This window comes from Amycolatopsis acidicola, assembly GCF_007713735.2.
Taxonomy (GTDB): domain Bacteria; phylum Actinomycetota; class Actinomycetes; order Mycobacteriales; family Pseudonocardiaceae; genus Amycolatopsis_E; species Amycolatopsis_E acidicola.
This window is the reverse complement of sequence record NZ_VMNW02000064.1, coordinates 1-17,524: the sequence shown is the minus strand read 5'-3', so window position 1 is coordinate 17,524 and position 17,524 is coordinate 1. Positions and strand designations below refer to the sequence as shown.

The following is a 17,524-nucleotide window of genomic DNA, read 5'->3' as shown; positions in this document are numbered from 1 at the left end:
CGCGGGTGCGGGAAGGCTCGCGCGCGAGGACTGGCGCGGCACGCTGAAGGCACGACTCGACCGGCGCCACGCTGCTAGCGGGACGCGACCTCCGGGACTCGACCGGCGCCACCGGGCCAGAGTCACCCGGCCACCGCCACCCGACCCGCGCCACCCGGCCAGAGTCACGCGACCGGCGTCGCTCGGGCCGGAGCAGGTGGCCACCGCCACCCGACCCGCGCCACTCGGGCACGGAGCAGGTGGCCAGCGCTACGCGGCTAGCGGGAGGCGGACCTCGAAACGGCAGCCGGCGCCTTGGTTGCGCACGTCGATCCGTCCCCGGTGTGCCTCCACGAGGCCCTTCGCGATGGCGAGGCCCAGCCCTCCACCGGTGGTGCCGGAATGGTCGGGGGTACGGGCCTGCGTGCCGCGGTAGGCGACCTCGAACACGCGACCGATCTCGTCCTCGGGGATGCCGCCGCAGCCATCGGCGACGGAGACCACCGCGTTGTTGCCGTCGATGCCGACATGCACCTCGACGGTGCCGTCGGGAGGCGTGTGCCGGATCGCGTTGGACACCAGGTTCCGGACGATCCGCGCCAGCTCGGGGTCGCTGCCGCTGACCACGGGCCAATCGTGCGCTGCCGTGCGGACGTGAACCTTTTTCCGCTCGGCGACGGCCGTCTGCGCTTCGAGGGCGTCGCTGATGACCTCGCACAGCGGCACGGCGGACATGGTCAGCCGGAGCGCGCCCGCTGTGATCCGGGACAGCTCGAACAGGTCGTTGACCATGTCCGACAGGCGCGCCGTCTCGCCGCTGATGCGGTGGGCGTAGGCGGAGACCTCCCGTGGCTGGGCGACGATGCCGTCGGCCAGTGCCTCGGCCATCGCGCGGATGCCGGCCAGCGGACTGCGCAGGTCGTGGCTCATCCACGCAACGAGATCCCGCCGCGCGGCCTCCCCGGCCCGCTCCCGTTCGCGGGCTTCGCGCTCCCACACACTGCGCCGCGCGATCGCCCGGCCGAGCACGATCGCGGCCGGCACCGTCACCACGGCGACCAGGAAACAGACCAGCAGCATCGTGGTCAGCGCCGGCGTGAACATGAACCCGCTGATGCCGAGCACCCCGGCGAACGTCGCCAGCATCGGGATCAGCACAAGCACCGTCAGCGTTGTCGCCAGGGAACCGCGCCGCAGCCAGTAGAGCACCAGCCCACCGACGGCGGCGACCGGCAGCGCGAAAGCCAGCGCCAGCGGCAGAATGTGCCAGACGTGCGTGAGCATTTCACCGAACGACTCGCTGGGCTCGATCATCGCGTCACCTCCCGGCCCCGGTCACCGCTCCGCCGGGTCATAGCGGTACCCGACGCCCCACACGGTCGCGATCCGGACGGGTTTCGCCGGGTCGTGTTCGATCTTTTCCCGCAACCGCCGGACGTGCACGGTCACCGTGGACTGATCGCCGAAATCCCAGCCCCAGACCTTTTCCAGCAGGTCGGCCCGCGAGTACGCGACGCCGGGATGCGCCAGGAAGAACGCGAGCAGATCGAACTCCCGCGAGGTCAGCGGCAGCTCGGCACCGTCCAAAGTGGCCTGTCGGGCGCCGGGCTGCATGCGGAGGCCGCCGTCGGCGACAGCGGCGGGCGCCGGAGCGCTCGGCATCCGCGCGCGCCGGAGCACCGAGGCCACCCGCAGCGCCAGCTCGCGCGGGCTGAACGGCTTGGTCACGTAGTCGTCGGCGCCGAGTTGCAGGCCCGCGATCCGGTTCTCCTCCTCGCCCAGCGCGGTCAGCAGCACCACCGGCACCTCGCTCACCTGCCGCAGCCGCCGGCACACCTCCAGCCCGTTGATCCCGGGCATCATCACGTCGAGGACGACCAGATCCGGCTGCCGGTCGGCGAAGCGGCGCAGGCCTTCGTCCCCGTCACCGGCGACGTCCACCGTGAACCCGCCCGCTTCGAGATACCGCCGCACGACATCGCGCACCGTCTCGTCGTCGTCCACGACGAGCACCCGGCCTGACTCACCCACCGCCACCTACCAGTACGTCAAGACAAGAGAATTCACCGCGAGCGCGGTCGCCGCCTGGCCCGCCAGCCACCACCGCCGGGACGGCACTGGCAACAACGACACCGCGGGCAGCAACCACACCGTGAACGGTAACCAGATTCGCTCCGTTTCGGCCTTGGAAAGCCCGGAAAGATCCGCCAGCGCCAGCACCACGACGGCCGCCGCGACCACGAGCAGCACCGGATCAGGCCGGCGCCACCGTTCGAACACCCCACGGCCCGGCCCCACCAACTCCACCACGCTTCGCCGCGCCCCGGCGACCAGAGCGGGGCCGGCGCACAGCACCAGGCACGCCAGGTTCGCCCAAACCCAGTACGCATACGGCCGTTCCGTCGCGATGCCCTGGTAGTACCGCTCAACGACCAGGTGGTACCCCTCGAACCACCAGAACCCGCCCAGCGTGAACACCGCGACGACGGCCAGCGCGCCCAGTACGGCGAGCGGCAGCGCCCGGGCTGTGCTCCGCCCCGCGAAGGCCACCGCGAGCGCGATCAGCCCCACCAGCACGAGCCCGTACGAAAGGTAGATCCCGAAACCGAGCAACACCCCGCTCAGCAGCGAGCACGGCACCGCGCTCCGGAGTCCCGTCCGGAAACCACGCGCCACCACCGCGGGCAGCACGCCGTACAGGCCACCGTAGCCGCGCCCCGCCTGGAAACCACGCGGGGCCACCGCGGACAGGACGCCGTTCGGGCCACCGCGACCGCGCCCCGCTCTGAAACCACGCGCCGCCACCGCGAGCAGGGCGACCCCGCTCGCCGTGATGCCGGCGAACAGCCCGTCCGCCGACGCCCCGATCCACACCGCCCCCGGGAACAACGCCGCGAACGGGACCGTCGCGCGCGCCGCCTCGGGCCGGTCCAGCGCCCACAGCGTGACCGGCACGGCCACCGCCACGAGGCTTCCGACCAGCACGCACACCACTGCCGCCCAGGCTCCGCCCGAGAGCCCGACGCGGTCGAGCCAGACGAAGACCAGGGTGGCGCCGGGCGGATGTCCGGACACGTGTGTCGTCCACGAGTCGGGCTGGAAATCCAGGATGCGCGAGGAAAACGTCCGCAGCATCGTGGGAATGTCGGTGATCCCGGGAACCTCGTGCAGGTACTCGTTCGGGTTGGCGAGCCTGTCCGCGAGCCCCCGCTGCCAGCCGTCGATCAGCGCCAGCGCGAAGGTCCAGGCCACTGCCACGCCATAGCCGGCCGCGAGCAGCCGCCGCCACGACAGGTAGCCCGCATATGACGGCCCCCAGACCACCACCGCGAACGCGATCAGCACCGCGAGAACCGTGCCCGGCCCGGCGTGCGGCAGCCACTGCGCGAACAAAGGCGCGGCGGGCGCCCACAACGCGACCCCGGAGCTGTTCAGATACGCACCGACCCCGAACGCCGCGCCGACGAGGAACAGGGCGACCGCGACGGCCTCCAGATCGCGAGCGGTGCGTCGACCGCTCGCGATCCGGGCCGGCAACGTCCCCCTCGTCACAAACCCGCACGATAGTGCCGCCACCACACCGCCGGAAGCCGGGAAACGGATCCGTCAGAACTCGGTAATAACTTCGACGACGTCAGGATTCGGTAAGCAGTGCAAGGGTTTTGATCTGTCCACGATGGACATAACGTCCGGATGATGCGCGTTCCCATTGATGTCGTCCTGCCCTGTCTCGACGAGGCCGCCGCGTTGCCCGTGGTACTGGCGGGCCTGCCGCCCGGGTTCCGGGCGATCGTGGTGGACAACGGTTCGACCGACGGCTCCCCGGAGATCGCCGCCCGCCTCGGCGCGAAAGTCGTGCACGAGTCGCGTCGCGGCTACGGCGCGGCGGTGCACACCGGGCTGGAGTACGCGACCTCGGACATCGTGTGTTTCCTCGACGCGGACGGCTCTCTCGACGCCGGCATGTTGCCCACGTTGACCGACGCGGTCGACGGCGGCGCGGATCTCGCCGTGGGCCGCCGGGTCCCGGTGTCCCGCGCGGCTTGGCCTTGGCACGCAAGGGCGGGAAACCTGCTGCTGTCCGCAATCCTTCGGCGGCAACGGGTTCCGGTGCACGACATCGCACCCATTCGCGCCGCGCGCCGAGAACAGTTGCTGGCACTCGGCGTCGGCGATCGCGCGTTCGGTTATCCCTTGGAGCTGCTGCTGAAAGCCGGCCGGGCGGGCTGGCGGATCGACGAGTTCGACGTCGAGTACCGCCCTCGCGTCGCTGGAACTCGCTCGAAGGTTTCCGGCTCGGTCCGTGGCACCTATCGCGCGATCCGTGACATGGCAAGGGTGTTGCGCGGATGAACGACTTCTGCCTGCTGGTCATCGCGAAGGCGCCGATACCGGGTTTCGCGAAGACGCGCTTGTGCCCGCCCGCCACGCCCGAGCAGGCCGCGGAGATCGCGGCCGCCGCTTTGCTCGACACCCTCGACGCCGTCGCCGCGACCCCAGGCGCGCTGCCGGTCGTGGCGGCCACTGGCGACTTCACGGCCGCCGCCCGCCAGGGTGAATTGGCCCACGCGCTGTGGGCCACCGACGTCATTCCCCAGCGCGGAGAAGGCTTCGGCGAGCGGCTGGCCAACGCGCACGCCGACGTCTGTCACCTCGGGCTGCCCGTGCTGCAGATCGGGATGGACACCCCGCACGTCACCGCGGAGCTGCTCGCCGACGCGGCGGCGCGGCTCCAGGACGAGGAAGCCGTGCTGGGCTTGGCCGAAGACGGCGGCTGGTGGGCGCTGGGCCTGCGGGATCCGCGGGATGCCAAGGTGCTCGCCGACGTCCCGATGTCGACCGCCGAAACCGGCGCGCACACGCTCGCGGCACTGGGCCTGTCCTCCGCAGCACTGCCCACACTGTCCGATGTGGACACGATGGCGGACGCCCGGCTGGTGGCTTCGTCGGCAGGCGGGCGGTTCGCGGAGGCGGTCGCGGCGGTGGGCTCGTGATCAGAGCGTTCGACACCGCGCTGCTCAGTCATGTCTGCCTGCTGGAACTGGCGAACGGGGGACGCGTGGAACTTCCGGCCGAACGCTGGGCCGAGCCGCCGGGATTGGGCGACGAACTGCTGCTCGGCCGCTGCACCGGCCCGACCCTCGACATCGGCTGCGGCCCGGGCAGGCTGACCGCCGAGCTGATCGCCCGCGGCGTCCGCACGCTCGGCATCGACGTGTCGCGCACCGCCGTGCAGCTCACCCGCGACCGCGGCGGGCTCGCGCTGCGGCGCGACGTTTTCGACCGCGTGCCAGGCGAAGGCCGATGGGCGCACGCGCTCCTGGCCGACGGGAACGTCGGCATCGGCGGCGATCCCGTGAGGCTACTGCGAAGGGTCGCGGAGCTGCTCGCGCCGGACGGGCGCGCGCTCGTCGAACTGGAGCCGCCCGGTCAGCACGTCCGCCGGGAACGCGTGCGCGTGAACGGCGGGCCGTGGATCCCGTGGGCCTGGCTCGGGGTGGACGCGCTCGACGAGATCGCGCGCGCCGCCGGTTTCCGCGTTGTGTGGCAAGGCGTGCACGGGCAGCGGCACTTCAGCGAACTCGCCCGGCACTAGACAAGCCCTGCCTGTCAGGGCCGAACGGGCGGACTCCCGGCGTTGGGAGGTACGCCGGGAGTCCGAGTTGGTCTCGGCCGGGCATGCGGCCGAGCGCTGGGGGTCAGTTCGGCTGGACTTCCTGCCCGCCAAGGGTGATCTGCAGGGTCCGGTTGTCGCTCAGGGTGAGCGTCGCCTTGTCGTTGGGGGCCCTGGTACGGATGGCCGCGATGAGCCCGTCGGCGTCGTTGATCGGCAGGTCGTCGACCTTGGTCACCACGTCGCCTGCCTTGAGCCCGGCCTGTTCGGCGGGGCTGCCGGCCTGGACCTGCTGGATCTGGGCGCCACCGGACTGCGCGTCGCTGACCGAGGCCCCGATGTAGGTCTGGGTGGCCTTGCCGGTGTCGATGATCTCCTGCGCCGTGCGCCGCGCCTGGTTGATCGGGATGGCGAACCCGATGCCCGCGTTCGTCGCCTCCGTCTGCTGCTGGCCGAGGCCGCCGCTCGAGGACTGCGGGCTGTAGATCGCCGAGTTGATCCCGATGACCTGGCCCTGCAGGTTCACCAGCGGGCCGCCGGAGTTGCCGGGGTTGATCGCGGCGTCGGTCTGGATCGCGCTCATCACCGTGGTCTGGTCACCCGAGTCGCCGCCCGCGCGCACCGGCCGGTGCAGCGCGCTGACGATGCCGGAGGTGACCGTGCCGGTCAGCTCGAACGGCGAGCCGAAGGCCACCACGGACGAACCGACCTGCATGTTGTCGGAGTTGCCGAGGGAGACCGGGGTCAGCTTCTCGGCACCCTGGACCTTGACCACGGCGACGTCCGTCGTCGGGTCGCGGCCGACGATGGTCGCGGTCTCCTTGGTGCCGTCCTGGAACACGGCCTGGATCGAGCCGCCGTTCGCGGCGACCTCGACCACGTGGTTGTTGGTCACGATGTAGCCGTCGGTGGAGATGACGAAGCCCGAGCCCTCGCCCTGCTCCTGGCTGCCCGACACGACCAGCTCGACCACGCTCGGCAGCACCTTCTGCGCGACCGACTCGACCGAGCCGTCGGGCGCGTTGCTCGTCTGCTGCGACGGCGTGGGCTGGTCGAGCGCGTTGTACGCCGATCCCCCGGAACCCGAGTTCTGCGAAGCAAAGTAGCCGCCCGCGCCACCGGCCACGCCGCCGACGACGAGCGCCAGCACCGCGACACCGGCGACCAGTTTGCCGGAGCCCTTGCGCTGCTGGGGAATCGTCTGCTGCGGCGCGGCGAACGTCGCCGTGCTGTACGGCTGTTGCGCCGTCTGCTGCTGGGCCGCTTGTTGTTGCGCCGTCTGCTGGTACTGGGGGGCCGCTTGCTGCTGGGCGGCCTGCTGGTACTGGGCGGCGGGCTGCTCCTGCTGCGGCGCGGCCGCGGACTGCGCCCACGGATACGAGACCTGTTGCTGCCCCTGCGCCGACCAGGGACTCGGCTGCTGTTGCTCGCCGGGAATCGGCGTCCCCCGCGGAGGTGTCTGCGCGTCCTCCTGCGCCGGGCGCTCCTGGCCGGCGTCCTGGGGGGCACCGTCGCCGTGCGGTGCGCTGGGGTCCTTCTCGGTCATGTCCCTCACCCTGCTGGTCGGTCCTGAGAGCTTGCTGAGCCCAAGCTGAGGTTCCAGCATGAGTATGCCGGGCGGGTTATCCCGCCGCGCGCAGGCGTTCGGCGATCTGCTCCGGCGTGGCGTCGTTGATCCACACCGCCATCCCGGACTCGGAACCGGCAAGGTACTTGAGTTTGTCGGGCGCGCGCAGGATCGAGAACAGCTCGAGGTGCAGCCAGCCCAGCTCGCGGTCGACGCGCACCGGGGCCTGGTTCCACGCCGCGATGTAGGGCAGCTGCCTGTCGTACAGCGCGTCGCAGCGGCGCAGCACGTCCAGATACACCTGGGCGAAATCGTCCCGCTCGTCGTCGTGCAGCGCCGGGATGTCGGGGACCTGGCGGTGCGGCACCAGCAGCACGTGCACCGGCCAGCGGGCCGCGGGCGGGACGAACGCCGTCCAGTGCTCGCCCTCGGCGATCACCCTCGCGCCCGTTTTCCGTTCCGCCTCGAGCACATCACCGAGCACGTGTTTGCCGTGCTGGTCGTGGTAGGCGCGGGCGACCTCCAGCGCGCGGCGGGTCTTCGGGGTGACGAACGGGTAGCCGTAGATCTGGCCGTGCGGATGGCTCAGTGTCACGCCGATCTCTTCGCCCCTGTTCTCGAAGGGGAAGACCTGTTCGACACCGTCCACAGCGGACAGTCCCTCGGTGCGGTCGGCCCAGGCGTCGACGACCGTGCGCACCCGGCCGGGGCTCAGCTTGGCGAAGGAACCGTTGTGGTCACTGGTGAAACACACGACCTCGCACCGGCCGCGGCCGGGCGCGGTCGGCACCAGGCCGAGCCCGTCCACCGAGCCGGGCTCGCCGGTCACGTGCTGGGAGAACGACGGGAAGCGGTTCTCGAAGACCACCACGTCGTACTCGGATTCGGGGATCTCACTGGGTTTCCCCGGCCGCGACGGGCACAGCGGGCACAGGTCGGCAGGCGGTTTGTAGGTGCGGGTCTGCCGATGCGCCGCCATCGCGACCCACTCGCCGGAGAGCGGGTCCAACCGGATCTCCGAAGCGGCCGCGACCTGGGGCAGATCGCGCGTGTCGACGGCGGTGCGTTCCCTGGGCTCCTCGTCGAAATAGATGATCTCCCTGCCGTCGGCCAGCCGCCGAACCGTGCGGTTCACCCGTCCTCCGCTTCATCCACACTCGCGATCATCAACTCGCCGGCGCGCGCGGACAGCGCTTCCCGCGCCGCGTCCGGCAGCCCGTCGTCGGTGACGACGACGTCCGCTTCTTCCAGATCGGCGATCGTCGAGATGCCGACGATTCCCCATTTGGTGTGATCGGCCAGCACCACGAGGCTCCGCCCCGACTCGACCAGCGCCCGGTTGGTCTCGCCCTCGTCCATGTTCGGGGTGGTGAACCCGGGGCCTTCGGCCATCCCGTGCACGCCGAGGAACACCAGGTCGAGGTGCAGCCGGTGGAGGCTGTGCACGGCGACGGCGCCGACCAGCGCGTCGGACGGGGTGCGCACGCCGCCGGTGAGCACCACCGTGCGCTCGGGCTGCGGCGATTCACGCAGCACGTCGGCGACCCTGATGGAGTTGGTCACGATCGTCAGGCCGGGCACGGCATCGAGCGCGCGCGCCATCGTCCAGGTGGTGGTGCCGGCGGAGATGCCGATCGCCGTGCCGGGGCGGACCAGGGTCGCGGCCAGTTCGGCGATCGCTTCCTTCTGGGCCTGCTGCTGCACCGACTTCGCCTCGAAGCCGGGCTCGTCGGTGCTCTGGCCGAGGATGGCCGTGGCGCCGCCGTAGACCTTCTCCACCAGCCCGCGGCCGGCCAGCACGTCGAGGTCGCGGCGGATGGTCATGTCGGAGACACCGAAGCGCGTCACCAGGTCGGCCACCCGGACCGCCCCGGACCGCCGGGCCTCTTCCAAGATCACCGCTTGCCGCTGCCGCGCCAGCACCGTTGCCTCCGTCACCACCGCCAACCCCACAAAATCCTACACGATCAAACACCGGCGGTGGGGACGGATCAGCCAGGGGCGCCCGGCAGGCGGATGGACATCAGCGCACCACCTTCGGGTGCGCGACCTGCGTAAACGGTGCCGCCGTGGCGTTCGGCGGCCTGTTTGACGATCGCCAGGCCCAGTCCCGAGCCGGGCAGCGTGCGAGCTTCCGAGGACCGGTAGAACCGCTCGAACACCTTGGGCAGGTCGACGTCGGCGATGCCGGGGCCGGAATCGCCCACCTCGATCACCGCCGTACCGTCGCCGAGCGGGAACAACCGCACCCGGACAGTGGAGCCCGCCGGAGAGAACTTCACCGCGTTGTCGAGCAGGTTCAGCACCGCGCGTTCCAGCGCCCAGTGGTCGCCGGTGAGCACCCAGGGCTGCAGATCGACCTGGAAATCGATGTCGACGGCGCGGCGGCGGGCGCGATCCAGCGCGCGCTCGACGACGTCGGCGAGCTCCACCCGCTCGTACTCGGTGCGCGGCTCGTCCTGACGGGCCAGCTCGACGAGGTCACCGATCAGCTGGGTCAGCTCGTCCAGCTGCGCCTTGATGTCGGTCTCCATATCGGCACGGTCCTTTTCGGACAGTGCGGGCGCGCCTGCCCTGCTGGCCGAAAGCAGCAGCTCCAGGTTGGTGCGCAAGGAGGTGAGCGGGGTCCGCAGCTCGTGGCCGGCGTCGGCCACGAGCTGACGTTGTCGCTCCTGCGATTCGGCGACCGTGCCGAGCATCGTGTTGAAGCTGTGCGTGAGACGGGCGAGCTCGTCGTCGCCGCTGACCGGGATCGGGCGCAGGTCACCTGTGCGCGCGACGCGTTCCGTCGCCGACGTGAGCCGCTCCACCGGCCGTAGCCCGGTGCGCGCGACGGCCGTGCCGGCCAGCGCGGCGACGATTATCCCGCCGCCACCGATCAGTGCGAGCACGACGGCCAGCTCGCGCAACGTCTGCTTGACCGAAGCGAGCGGCTGGGCCAGCACCATCGCGCTGCCGTCCTGGTAGGGCAGGGCGATCACGCGGGTGTCGGTCCTCGTGTCGGTGCGCAGCGACGAAGACGTCTTGCCCTGCGCGACGGCCAGCTCGTCGGAGCCGAACGGCGGCCGGTGGCTGCGATCGGGCGCCGACATCGTGCCGTCCTCGTTGAGCACGCCGATCTGCATGTCGGTGCTGAGCAGGAAGGCGCCGGGGATCTGCTGCAGCCCGATCTGCGCCTCCGGGGTGCGCACGGCGGCGACCGCGCGGTTCGCGAGATTGTCGTCGACCTGCTGGTACAGGTTGTTGTACACGGTGATGTACGCGCCGATGGAGACGAGCGCCATCACGACGGCCACGCACGCGGCGGCGAGCAGGGAAACGCGGGCGCGCAACGACATTCGACGCTTGGGGCCGCGCGGGGACTCGGCTGTCCCGCCCACCCGGATCACGTCCACCGGCTCCGTCACGGCCTGGCTCACGGGGGCGTTTCCCGGAGCACGTAACCGACTCCGCGGACGGTGTGGATCAACCGGGGCTCGCCGCCCGCCTCGGTCTTGCGGCGCAGATAGCCGACGTACACCTCGAGCGCGTTGCCGGAGGTCGGGAAGTCGTAGCCCCACACCTCTTCGAGGATGCGGCCCCTCGTCAGCACGTGCTTCGGGTACGACATGAACAGCTCGAGCAGGGCGAACTCTGTGCGGGTGAGGCTGATCTCGCGCTCGCCGCGGCGGATCTCGCGGGTGCCGGGGTCGAGCGTCAGGTCGGCGAAGGTGAGCTGCTCGGAGTTCGCGCCCGGCTGCGCGTCCGGAGAGGCGCGGCGGAGCAGAGCGCGGAGACGGGCGAGAAGCTCCTCGAGCGCGAAGGGCTTGGGCAGGTAGTCGTCGGCTCCGGCGTCCAGCCCGGAGACGCGGTCGGAGACCGTGTCACGGGCCGTGAGGACGAGGATCGGCAGGTCGTCACCGGTGCTGCGCAGGCGCCGGGCCACCTCCAGGCCGTCGAGCCGGGGCATCATGACGTCGAGGATCATCGCGTCCGGCCGGTCGGCGATGACGCGTTCGAGCGCCTGTGCCCCGTCGCCGGCGAGCTCGACCTGGTAGCCGTTGAACTCCAGCGACCGCCGGAGTGACTCCCGGACCGCCCGATCGTCGTCGACAACGAGTATGCGCATGTAGACAGTGTTACTGACAGTGCTGAGACACGCCTAAGAGACGGTCACAACTGGTCCAGAAGACCGCCCCGGTAGGCGAGGAGAGCGGCCTGGACGCGGTTCGCCGCGCCGATCTTGGAGAGCACGGCCGAGACGTAGCCCTTCACGGTGGCTTCGGATAGGTGAAGGCGGCCGCCGATCTCCGCGTTGGACAACCCCTGCCCGATGAGGCTCACGACTTCGCGCTCGCGCTCGGACAGACTGGAGAGAAGCTTGCGGGCGGGCTGCGCCGCGCGCTGCCCTTCGCGATGCGCGCGCACCATGCGGGCCGCGACGCCCGGGTCGAGCACCGCGCCGCCGCGGGCGAGGTCGCGCACCGCGCGCAGGAGCGCCGAGGGCTCGATGTCCTTCAGGAGGAACCCGTTGGCGCCGAGGCGGAGGGCCAGGCTCACGTACTCGTCCATGTCGAAGGTGGTCAGCATCGCCACCGTCGGCGGATCCGGCAGGGCGAGGATCGCGCGGAGCGCGCGGATGCCGTCGTCGGGGGCGCGCATCTTGATGTCGAGCAGGACGACGTCGGGATGCAGGCGGCGCGCGGCCTCCACCGCCGAGCGGCCGTCGTTCGCCTCCCCGGCCACCTCGATGTCCGGCGCGCCGGACATCATGCCGCGCAGGCTGGCCCGGACCAGCTCCTCATCATCGGCGAACACGAGCTTGATCAACGAGCCCTCCGGTGGTCGGGGCAGCGGGGTTTCCGCTCCCACAGTGACGGAAGGTTACCTATCGGTAGCGCAGGAGTCGATGTTTTCTCACCCGGGGTGGGTTGTGGGTTGGGGTTTTCGGGTGTGACGGCAGGGTGACGCTGTCGCGTACCTCTAAGCCGGATGATCAGCGAAAACGACCTTTGACCTGTGTGCCCCCGGCAGGATTCGAACCTGCGACACCCGCTTTAGGAGAGCGGTGCTCTATCCCCTGAGCTACGAGGGCTTCAGGCCACAGCCTAGCGGTACCGCCCACCCCAGCGCGCCGCGCCCACCATGACGGCCGCCGGTTGACATCCTGAGAAGCGCGTGGGATGCCCCGGGCGCTGACGGTGACACCCGCGGGTGCCCGATGCCTGGGCTTGATCCGCGGCGCGTTATTCGCCGATTCGAGGCGCCGCCTCCAAAATCTCCTCGCCTGGACGGGCGCGGCGCCATAGGCGGCCGCCTATGAGAGCGCCGCGACTATCCTCGGAGGGAACTACCCGCACCGAGATATATTCGTCACTGAGAGGAACGGCAACGCCGAGGTCGAAAGCCAACTGCCTGTGATAGGTGCCGCTGAGGATCAGATACCCCTCGGGCGCCAGGGCTGATCGCGAGCCGCCGTTATACCGAACCCGTTTCTGGGCGTCAAGTTGCCGGCTTACCGTGGCAACACTGTTGCGATGCACAATCAGGCCTTCCGCGGCCCTGAACAATCTGTGCGTGCGCTGCGTGCCATGAGGGTGGTCAAAAACATGATCAACCACATCCGGTGGCAACTGAAGTAGCACGTTTGGCCGGAGTGGCGCGTCCTTCCACAGCCAGCGCACAGTTGCCCTGCCCAGCTCGTTCAGATGACTCTTCTTATCCCGGTTTCCCCTCTCGCTCCGGACAGCGGCAGTGACCCGGATCAGACCAAGGGACCAGACAGAGCGCTGATCATCACCAGTCGCGACCAAGGCCAGTTGATCGAAGACCTCCGGCGGCAGCATCCACCCGCCGGATCGCTGACTCCATTTCGCATCAACTTCATGCCCGAAAATCCGGTAATCAGTCGCATCCCCTCCTTCAAATTTAAATTCACGCTGAGCGTTAATTTCAAAGAGGGTGCCGAAATGCGTCTTCTCCGTTTTCATCAGCTGGTCCCAGCGGTACCGCCCGGTTTCCTGTCCGTTATAGATCACGTCATAGGTGTGCCGGACTACCGCTGCCCACCTGCTACCGTCGGGATCACACCGCCTGATCTCGGCCTCGACTTCGTCCAGGGCGGGGTCGGGCTCAGAATTCAAATCCGGCAGCAAACTCATGATCCACATCCTACTGTCCCAGCCCACTCCAGCGGGCCACCCTTTGACAGGGAGGCAAGACTCCCCCATTGAGTTGACCAAAAAATTGGAGCTTTGGCCAAACACGCCTCTTTCGGCCAACACGTTCGGCAAAATTGCCGACCACATTACTCAGCTGCTGAGCAAGCGCGCCAACTTGGCCTCGATACTCTCACGTTGCACAGCAGGCAGCTGCCAAACATGAGACACAGCTTTCTCAGCCCGGCTCGGTTCCCGCCTGCCGGCGACAAGCCAGTTGAGAACTATCTGCTTGTCACGACCGGGAAGCTCGGTCAGCTCATCCCAGACACGTTGCTCGTCCAGCTTCAGCCCGGTCAAATGTTTCGCAGTTTCGTTACAACGGGCGCACTCAGTCACCAGATCAGCTTCTGTGGCGCCCGCGCCATATTTGTGCGGGTTGACATGCCCGACCGTGAGACGTGCTGTGGATCCAGTGCCATCCGGATATTGTTCGCCAGCCAAGATCCCGCATCGAACGCACCGGTGGCCATCTCGCTCAAGAACACGCCTGCGCACAGTAGCTGTTACGGACCGCAGCCCGGCTGCACGATGCTCCTTCTCCCAGATGGGCAGGCCGATTTTGTCCAGTAAGAGTTCGCCTGGCGCAAGGCTGTTCAGGTCCCGGTATGTCAGAATCGACCAGCCAGCCGGACGCAAATCACGCATCCGGCGGTCGATCTGCTCCACTCCAGGCATGGCGTTGCGCAGCTGCGATTTTGTGAATTTACGACCTTCTCCGATCTCTGAAACAAGCCAAAGCGCAACCCGTACGCGAGTTCCCAGCTTGCCGTTCCGCCAGTCCGGACGAGCCGCGGTCCCAGCCATGACATCTCCCTGCCTCGACAGCCCCTGTCGACATGCCGACAACCATAGCCGCCGGGGCATGCCGCGGCAAGCAGCGGCAAGCTTCCGCAGCCAACAGCGACCTGCCAAGCAGGGGATTCATCGACGATTCGGCGCGGCAGCCTGCAAAGATCGGCAACTTTGCCGACGCTCGGCACTTGCTGTGCGACCGTGGGAGCGTCCGGAGCAACGAGCGGAGCCGAGAGATGGAGACGACCGGCGAAGAGGTCCGCGAGACCTTCCTCATCACGCCACAGGCAGTCGCAGTACACCACCGCTGGGAACACAACAAGGACCGGCTGGCCCACGGCGTGATCGCCACGATGCGCGATCACGTAACACGGGCGATCTACGACTGCTCCCTCAGCACATTTGACTGGATAGAACAACGTCACGTACACCCGCTCGGCAACATTGCACAAGAAGATATAGAGCACATCGTCGCGGCACGAGACTGGTACCCCAATTTTGCATTCGTCCACATTTTCCACTTGCTGATGGAACAACTAGGACGGCCACCACTGTGGTCAGAATATGAAGATTTCTGCAACACGCCTGATGGTTTGGCAAAAATCGGCAAGAATTACGGAATACTCAAAGAGAGGATATTTGATCAGGAAATCACACGCCTGAAGGCTCGATTTCCGCGAGGAAAGGGACTGGAACACCGGGCGCGCACTCTGGCGAGCGCGTCACTGAACTGGCGGGCCGGCAATGCCTATTACGGCTTCATGCGAGACATGTACACCGCGGTAGCACTCCGGTCCCGCGGACTCGACGTGCGAGTGCACCCGATCGCAGACGCACTGTTCCGCACCGACGCCTGGAGCGGCAACAACATCCTGAGCATCTACGTCGGCAACCCGGCTTTCAGGGAAAGTAGCACAAAAAATGGGAAGGAATACCATAAGGGTCGGAAGATGCGCGTCGACGAAATACTCGCGGAAAGCAGCTTTTGCTTCCACACGCTGGCATTGCCAGCCGCCCGGCGACACGGAGTATTTCATTTTCCATCGGATGCCGACCTTGACAAGGTCGAGCAAGAGCTTCGCCGGACTCCCGGGAATGGATAGAAATTCGCGGCGCCGACCAGGATAAATCGATGCTGAACACCGGCCGCCCGCAGAAGCCGCCGGAGAGGCGCACCGGCAGGGCATCGCGGCCGCGTCTCGTACTGCACACAGCAGCCAAGCTGGACCGCCCCGCAACGATGTAACGTCAAATGCCAACGGGGCCGGTCCAGCTCATTACTCAGCTAATACGGGCCCTGTATTGCAGGAACAAATCGTTGCGTGCATGATCCTGCTGTCCAGTGAAGGCCTTGAAATCACCTAGCTTATATCGCGTCTTCGTGCCCTCAGTCTGAATCTCGACATGGAAATCACGGCTGAGAAGACCAATCCGGCGTTCCAGTTCTGCCGGGTCGTCCAAGCGGGAGATCTTCATCAAACGTTCCGGGGTAACGAACCCATCCGATGCGCGCAGTGCCCGGTAGACGGAATCGTGCTCCGTGTTCTCGAACTCCCGCCGGCTGCCCTCGTGCTTGAAGGCGCGAATGATCGCGGCTCCAACAGCGTGCGCGACCGGGGGCGGGAACGCATTGCCAATCTGGCGGTATTTGGAGGTCTTGCGCCCAGTGAACTCCCACTCGTATTTGTCCGACCAGCCCTGGATCCGGGCAACCATCTCGCACGTGAGCTTGGGCTTGTGGTCTTTCGGCTTGTCCGCCGACGGCGCCGCATCAGCGACACCCATGGCATCCACCGCCATCTCATCCCAAGCCCGTTTAGCTCGTGTTGGGCCAAGGTCAGCGCCGCCATGTTTCTTCGAACCGCCGACAATCGTGGGCGCGATCCTGTCGGCCTTCCGTGACCATCTTTCGGCCCAGCGCCAGCCGCCAGCAGCCATCAAGTCGACCAACGTAGCACCGACATTTGGTGGCGGCGGCTGAGTTTCGGGCCAGTGGAAGTACGGCGCGTCCTCGGCCTTCAACGCGACGAGGATGAAGCGTGGCCTGAGCTGGGGAACACCGAAGTCGGAGGCCTGCAGGAGCCGCCACTCTGCGATGTAGCCAAGCTCTGTCAGATGGTCGAGAACGTGCTGCCGGTACCCGGCAAAGCGGGGCATGCTGAGACCGCGAACGTTCTCCAGCAGGAGAGCGCGGGGCTGCACGACCTCGACCTGGTTGACGGCCCACGCGAACAGGTCACGTTCATCGTTTGCTCCAAGCTGCTTACCAGCTATGGAGAACGGCGGGCAGGGAACGCCTCCTGCCAGCAGCGAGACACCTTGGTAGTCGACGGGACGCCAGACTGACTCGTCCGCTACGTCGCCCTCGGCGATCTTCCAACTCGGCCTGTTGGCCCTGAGGGTGTTACAGGCATTGCTGTCGAGCTCCACGGCGAGCGCGTGCTCGAACCCGGCCTTCTCCAGGCCCAGGGCCTGGCCTCCTGCGCCGGCACAGATTTCGACCGCGTCAAACGCGTTCATTGATGCTCCTCTCTGTCTGCGCCGCGCATGCTGATGCGGGTATCTTGCCTCACGCGCGACGCCAAGTTCGGGAAGGTGTGGTGGTTGAAAGTCGTGTCCGCGGATCAGGGGCAGCGGCCGCAGCCAAAAAGCCGTGAGCAGCGGGGATCTCCCCAGCCGCTCAACGAGGGCCGTTCGCGGAACATGCAGGCGAACCGGCGGGCTGACACCAAACCGGAGATGGCCCTGCGCAGAGAGCTGCACCGGCTGGGTTACCGGTATCGCAAAGATCACAGGCTGGACCTGGACGCTGGCGTTCGCGTCCGGCCCGACATCGTCTTCACGCGACGTAAAGTGGCAGTCTTCGTCGATGGCTGCTTCTGGCATGTGTGTCCTGAGCACGGCCGGGAGCCGACCCGCAATGACTGGTACTGGAGCCCGAAGCTACGGCGGAACGTCGAGCGCGACCGGCTGGCCGACGCGGCACTTGCCGAAGCCGGCTGGCAGGTCGTTCGCATCTGGGAGCATGAGGATGTGCAGGATGCCGTGAACCGGGTACGCACTGTTGTCGAACATGGGTTCGACATTACGGCCTCACACTGACATTTCTGGACATCTTGGGCAAGCGGCCAGCTTGCTCGCCCCATGTGGGTGATTAGTGGCGGTATGAGACCTCAGTTACTGGCGAACGGCAAGTTCTAGGCGCACCAAGGGTTTCTCGCGTGCTGCCGGGAGATCCGCACCACTGCGCCGAACGGAGCACATCCCCGCGCGCGAAGGCCCCACAGGGGCGAGACTCTGGCCATGGTGGTGGGCGCATCGCGGCTCCGGGACAGCAGGGTGGCGCAGGGGGCGGGCCGCGCGGGGATGGCC

Annotated in this window: 17 protein-coding genes and 1 tRNA gene; 5 read left to right on the top strand and 13 right to left on the bottom strand. The window is 68.0% G+C overall.

All coding sequences use genetic code 11. The annotated features are described in order from the left end of the window. Nucleotides 1–249: 249 nt before the first annotated feature. The 3 genes from FPZ12_RS31600 to FPZ12_RS31590 are packed head-to-tail and all read right to left on the bottom strand — an operon-like array spanning nt 250 to nt 3,531. Entirely contained in the window at nt 250–1,293 is a 1,044-nt protein-coding gene (locus FPZ12_RS31600; protein ID WP_144758137.1) for a sensor histidine kinase, read from the bottom strand. Between the two features lie 21 nt (nt 1,294–1,314). Continuing rightward, nucleotides 1,315–2,010 carry a response regulator transcription factor gene (locus FPZ12_RS31595; RefSeq protein WP_144758136.1) on the bottom strand — a complete coding sequence of 232 codons (696 nt, stop codon included), beginning with the start codon at nt 2,008–2,010 and terminating at the stop codon, nt 1,315–1,317. Between the two features lie 6 nt (nt 2,011–2,016). Continuing rightward, nucleotides 2,017–3,531, bottom strand: coding sequence for a hypothetical protein (locus FPZ12_RS31590; protein WP_243770124.1), 1,515 nt, complete (start codon nt 3,529–3,531; stop codon nt 2,017–2,019). A gap of 144 nt (nt 3,532–3,675) precedes the next feature. Between FPZ12_RS31590 and FPZ12_RS31585 the strand changes: the two genes are divergently transcribed. From FPZ12_RS31585 to FPZ12_RS31575, 3 genes are read left to right on the top strand one after another with little or no spacing between them, the layout of a single operon-like run. Continuing rightward, complete coding sequence (locus FPZ12_RS31585; RefSeq protein WP_166462970.1) at nt 3,676–4,332, top strand: glycosyltransferase family 2 protein; 657 nt, start codon at nt 3,676–3,678, stop codon at nt 4,330–4,332. After that, nucleotides 4,329–4,973, top strand: a complete 645-nt coding sequence (locus tag FPZ12_RS31580; RefSeq protein WP_144758135.1) for a TIGR04282 family arsenosugar biosynthesis glycosyltransferase — start codon at nt 4,329–4,331, stop codon at nt 4,971–4,973. Before FPZ12_RS31585 ends, FPZ12_RS31580 begins: the two co-directional genes overlap by 4 nt. Beyond that, on the top strand, nt 4,973–5,575 hold the full coding sequence (locus FPZ12_RS31575; protein WP_144758141.1) for a class I SAM-dependent methyltransferase: 603 nt from the start codon (nt 4,973–4,975) through the stop codon (nt 5,573–5,575). The genes FPZ12_RS31580 and FPZ12_RS31575 overlap by 1 nt, the downstream gene beginning before the upstream one ends. A gap of 103 nt (nt 5,576–5,678) precedes the next feature. Here FPZ12_RS31575 and FPZ12_RS31570 read toward each other — a convergent pair whose 3' ends face one another. The 9 genes from FPZ12_RS31570 to FPZ12_RS31530 all read right to left on the bottom strand — a co-directional run bounded on the left by FPZ12_RS31570 (nt 5,679) and on the right by FPZ12_RS31530 (nt 14,164). Continuing rightward, on the bottom strand, nt 5,679–7,139 hold the full coding sequence (locus FPZ12_RS31570) for a S1C family serine protease (RefSeq protein WP_144758134.1): 1,461 nt from the start codon (nt 7,137–7,139) through the stop codon (nt 5,679–5,681). Nucleotides 7,140–7,215: 76 nt separating this feature from the next. After that, a complete protein-coding gene (gene galT, locus FPZ12_RS31565; protein ID WP_144758133.1) occupies nt 7,216–8,295 on the bottom strand; it encodes a galactose-1-phosphate uridylyltransferase in 1,080 nt (359 codons plus the stop codon). After that, nucleotides 8,292–9,083: a DeoR/GlpR family DNA-binding transcription regulator gene (locus FPZ12_RS31560; protein WP_144758140.1), complete on the bottom strand. Its 792-nt coding sequence runs from the start codon at nt 9,081–9,083 to the stop codon at nt 8,292–8,294. The genes galT and FPZ12_RS31560 overlap by 4 nt, the downstream gene beginning before the upstream one ends. Nucleotides 9,084–9,151: 68 nt before the next feature. Then, nucleotides 9,152–10,567 carry a sensor histidine kinase gene (locus tag FPZ12_RS31555; protein ID WP_144758139.1) on the bottom strand — a complete coding sequence of 472 codons (1,416 nt, stop codon included), beginning with the start codon at nt 10,565–10,567 and terminating at the stop codon, nt 9,152–9,154. A gap of 8 nt (nt 10,568–10,575) precedes the next feature. Continuing rightward, entirely contained in the window at nt 10,576–11,268 is a 693-nt protein-coding gene (locus tag FPZ12_RS31550) for a response regulator transcription factor (protein ID WP_144758132.1), read from the bottom strand. A gap of 44 nt (nt 11,269–11,312) precedes the next feature. Further along, nucleotides 11,313–11,969, bottom strand: a complete 657-nt coding sequence (locus tag FPZ12_RS31545; RefSeq protein ID WP_144758131.1) for a response regulator — start codon at nt 11,967–11,969, stop codon at nt 11,313–11,315. A 192-nt stretch (nt 11,970–12,161) separates the two neighbouring features. Further along, nucleotides 12,162–12,234: transfer RNA gene (locus tag FPZ12_RS31540), tRNA-Arg, on the bottom strand. Nucleotides 12,235–12,385: 151 nt separating this feature from the next. Further along, nucleotides 12,386–13,300, bottom strand: a complete 915-nt coding sequence (locus FPZ12_RS31535; RefSeq protein ID WP_144758130.1) for a NaeI family type II restriction endonuclease — start codon at nt 13,298–13,300, stop codon at nt 12,386–12,388. Nucleotides 13,301–13,450: 150 nt separating this feature from the next. Beyond that, nucleotides 13,451–14,164 carry an HNH endonuclease gene (locus FPZ12_RS31530; RefSeq protein ID WP_144758129.1) on the bottom strand — a complete coding sequence of 238 codons (714 nt, stop codon included), beginning with the start codon at nt 14,162–14,164 and terminating at the stop codon, nt 13,451–13,453. Nucleotides 14,165–14,196: 32 nt separating this feature from the next. Between FPZ12_RS31530 and FPZ12_RS31525 the strand changes: the two genes are divergently transcribed. After that, on the top strand, nt 14,197–15,255 hold the full coding sequence (locus FPZ12_RS31525) for a hypothetical protein (RefSeq protein ID WP_144758128.1): 1,059 nt from the start codon (nt 14,197–14,199) through the stop codon (nt 15,253–15,255). Between the two features lie 178 nt (nt 15,256–15,433). Here the strand turns inward: FPZ12_RS31525 and FPZ12_RS31520 are convergent, their stop codons facing one another. Beyond that, a complete protein-coding gene (locus FPZ12_RS31520; RefSeq protein WP_144758127.1) occupies nt 15,434–16,672 on the bottom strand; it encodes a DNA cytosine methyltransferase in 1,239 nt (412 codons plus the stop codon). Between the two features lie 93 nt (nt 16,673–16,765). Here FPZ12_RS31520 and FPZ12_RS31515 point away from each other — a divergent pair, with 93 nt between their 5' ends. Beyond that, nucleotides 16,766–17,254 carry a very short patch repair endonuclease gene (locus FPZ12_RS31515; RefSeq protein ID WP_279537841.1) on the top strand — a complete coding sequence of 163 codons (489 nt, stop codon included), beginning with the start codon at nt 16,766–16,768 and terminating at the stop codon, nt 17,252–17,254. Nucleotides 17,255–17,524: the final 270 nt, after the last annotated feature.

Coding starts and splice junctions, on each gene's coding strand:
- FPZ12_RS31600 (WP_144758137.1), bottom strand. CDS start 1,293: ATGATCGAGCCCAGCGAGTCGTTCGGTGAAATGCTCACGCACGTCTGG.
- FPZ12_RS31585 (WP_166462970.1), top strand. CDS start 3,676: ATGCGCGTTCCCATTGATGTCGTCCTGCCCTGTCTCGACGAGGCCGCC.
- FPZ12_RS31580 (WP_144758135.1), top strand. CDS start 4,329: ATGAACGACTTCTGCCTGCTGGTCATCGCGAAGGCGCCGATACCGGGT.
- FPZ12_RS31570 (WP_144758134.1), bottom strand. CDS start 7,139: ATGACCGAGAAGGACCCCAGCGCACCGCACGGCGACGGTGCCCCCCAG.
- FPZ12_RS31550 (WP_144758132.1), bottom strand. CDS start 11,268: ATGCGCATACTCGTTGTCGACGACGATCGGGCGGTCCGGGAGTCACTC.
- FPZ12_RS31535 (WP_144758130.1), bottom strand. CDS start 13,300: ATGAGTTTGCTGCCGGATTTGAATTCTGAGCCCGACCCCGCCCTGGAC.
- FPZ12_RS31530 (WP_144758129.1), bottom strand. CDS start 14,164: ATGGCTGGGACCGCGGCTCGTCCGGACTGGCGGAACGGCAAGCTGGGA.
- FPZ12_RS31525 (WP_144758128.1), top strand. CDS start 14,197: ATGCCGACAACCATAGCCGCCGGGGCATGCCGCGGCAAGCAGCGGCAA.
- FPZ12_RS31520 (WP_144758127.1), bottom strand. CDS start 16,672: ATGAACGCGTTTGACGCGGTCGAAATCTGTGCCGGCGCAGGAGGCCAG.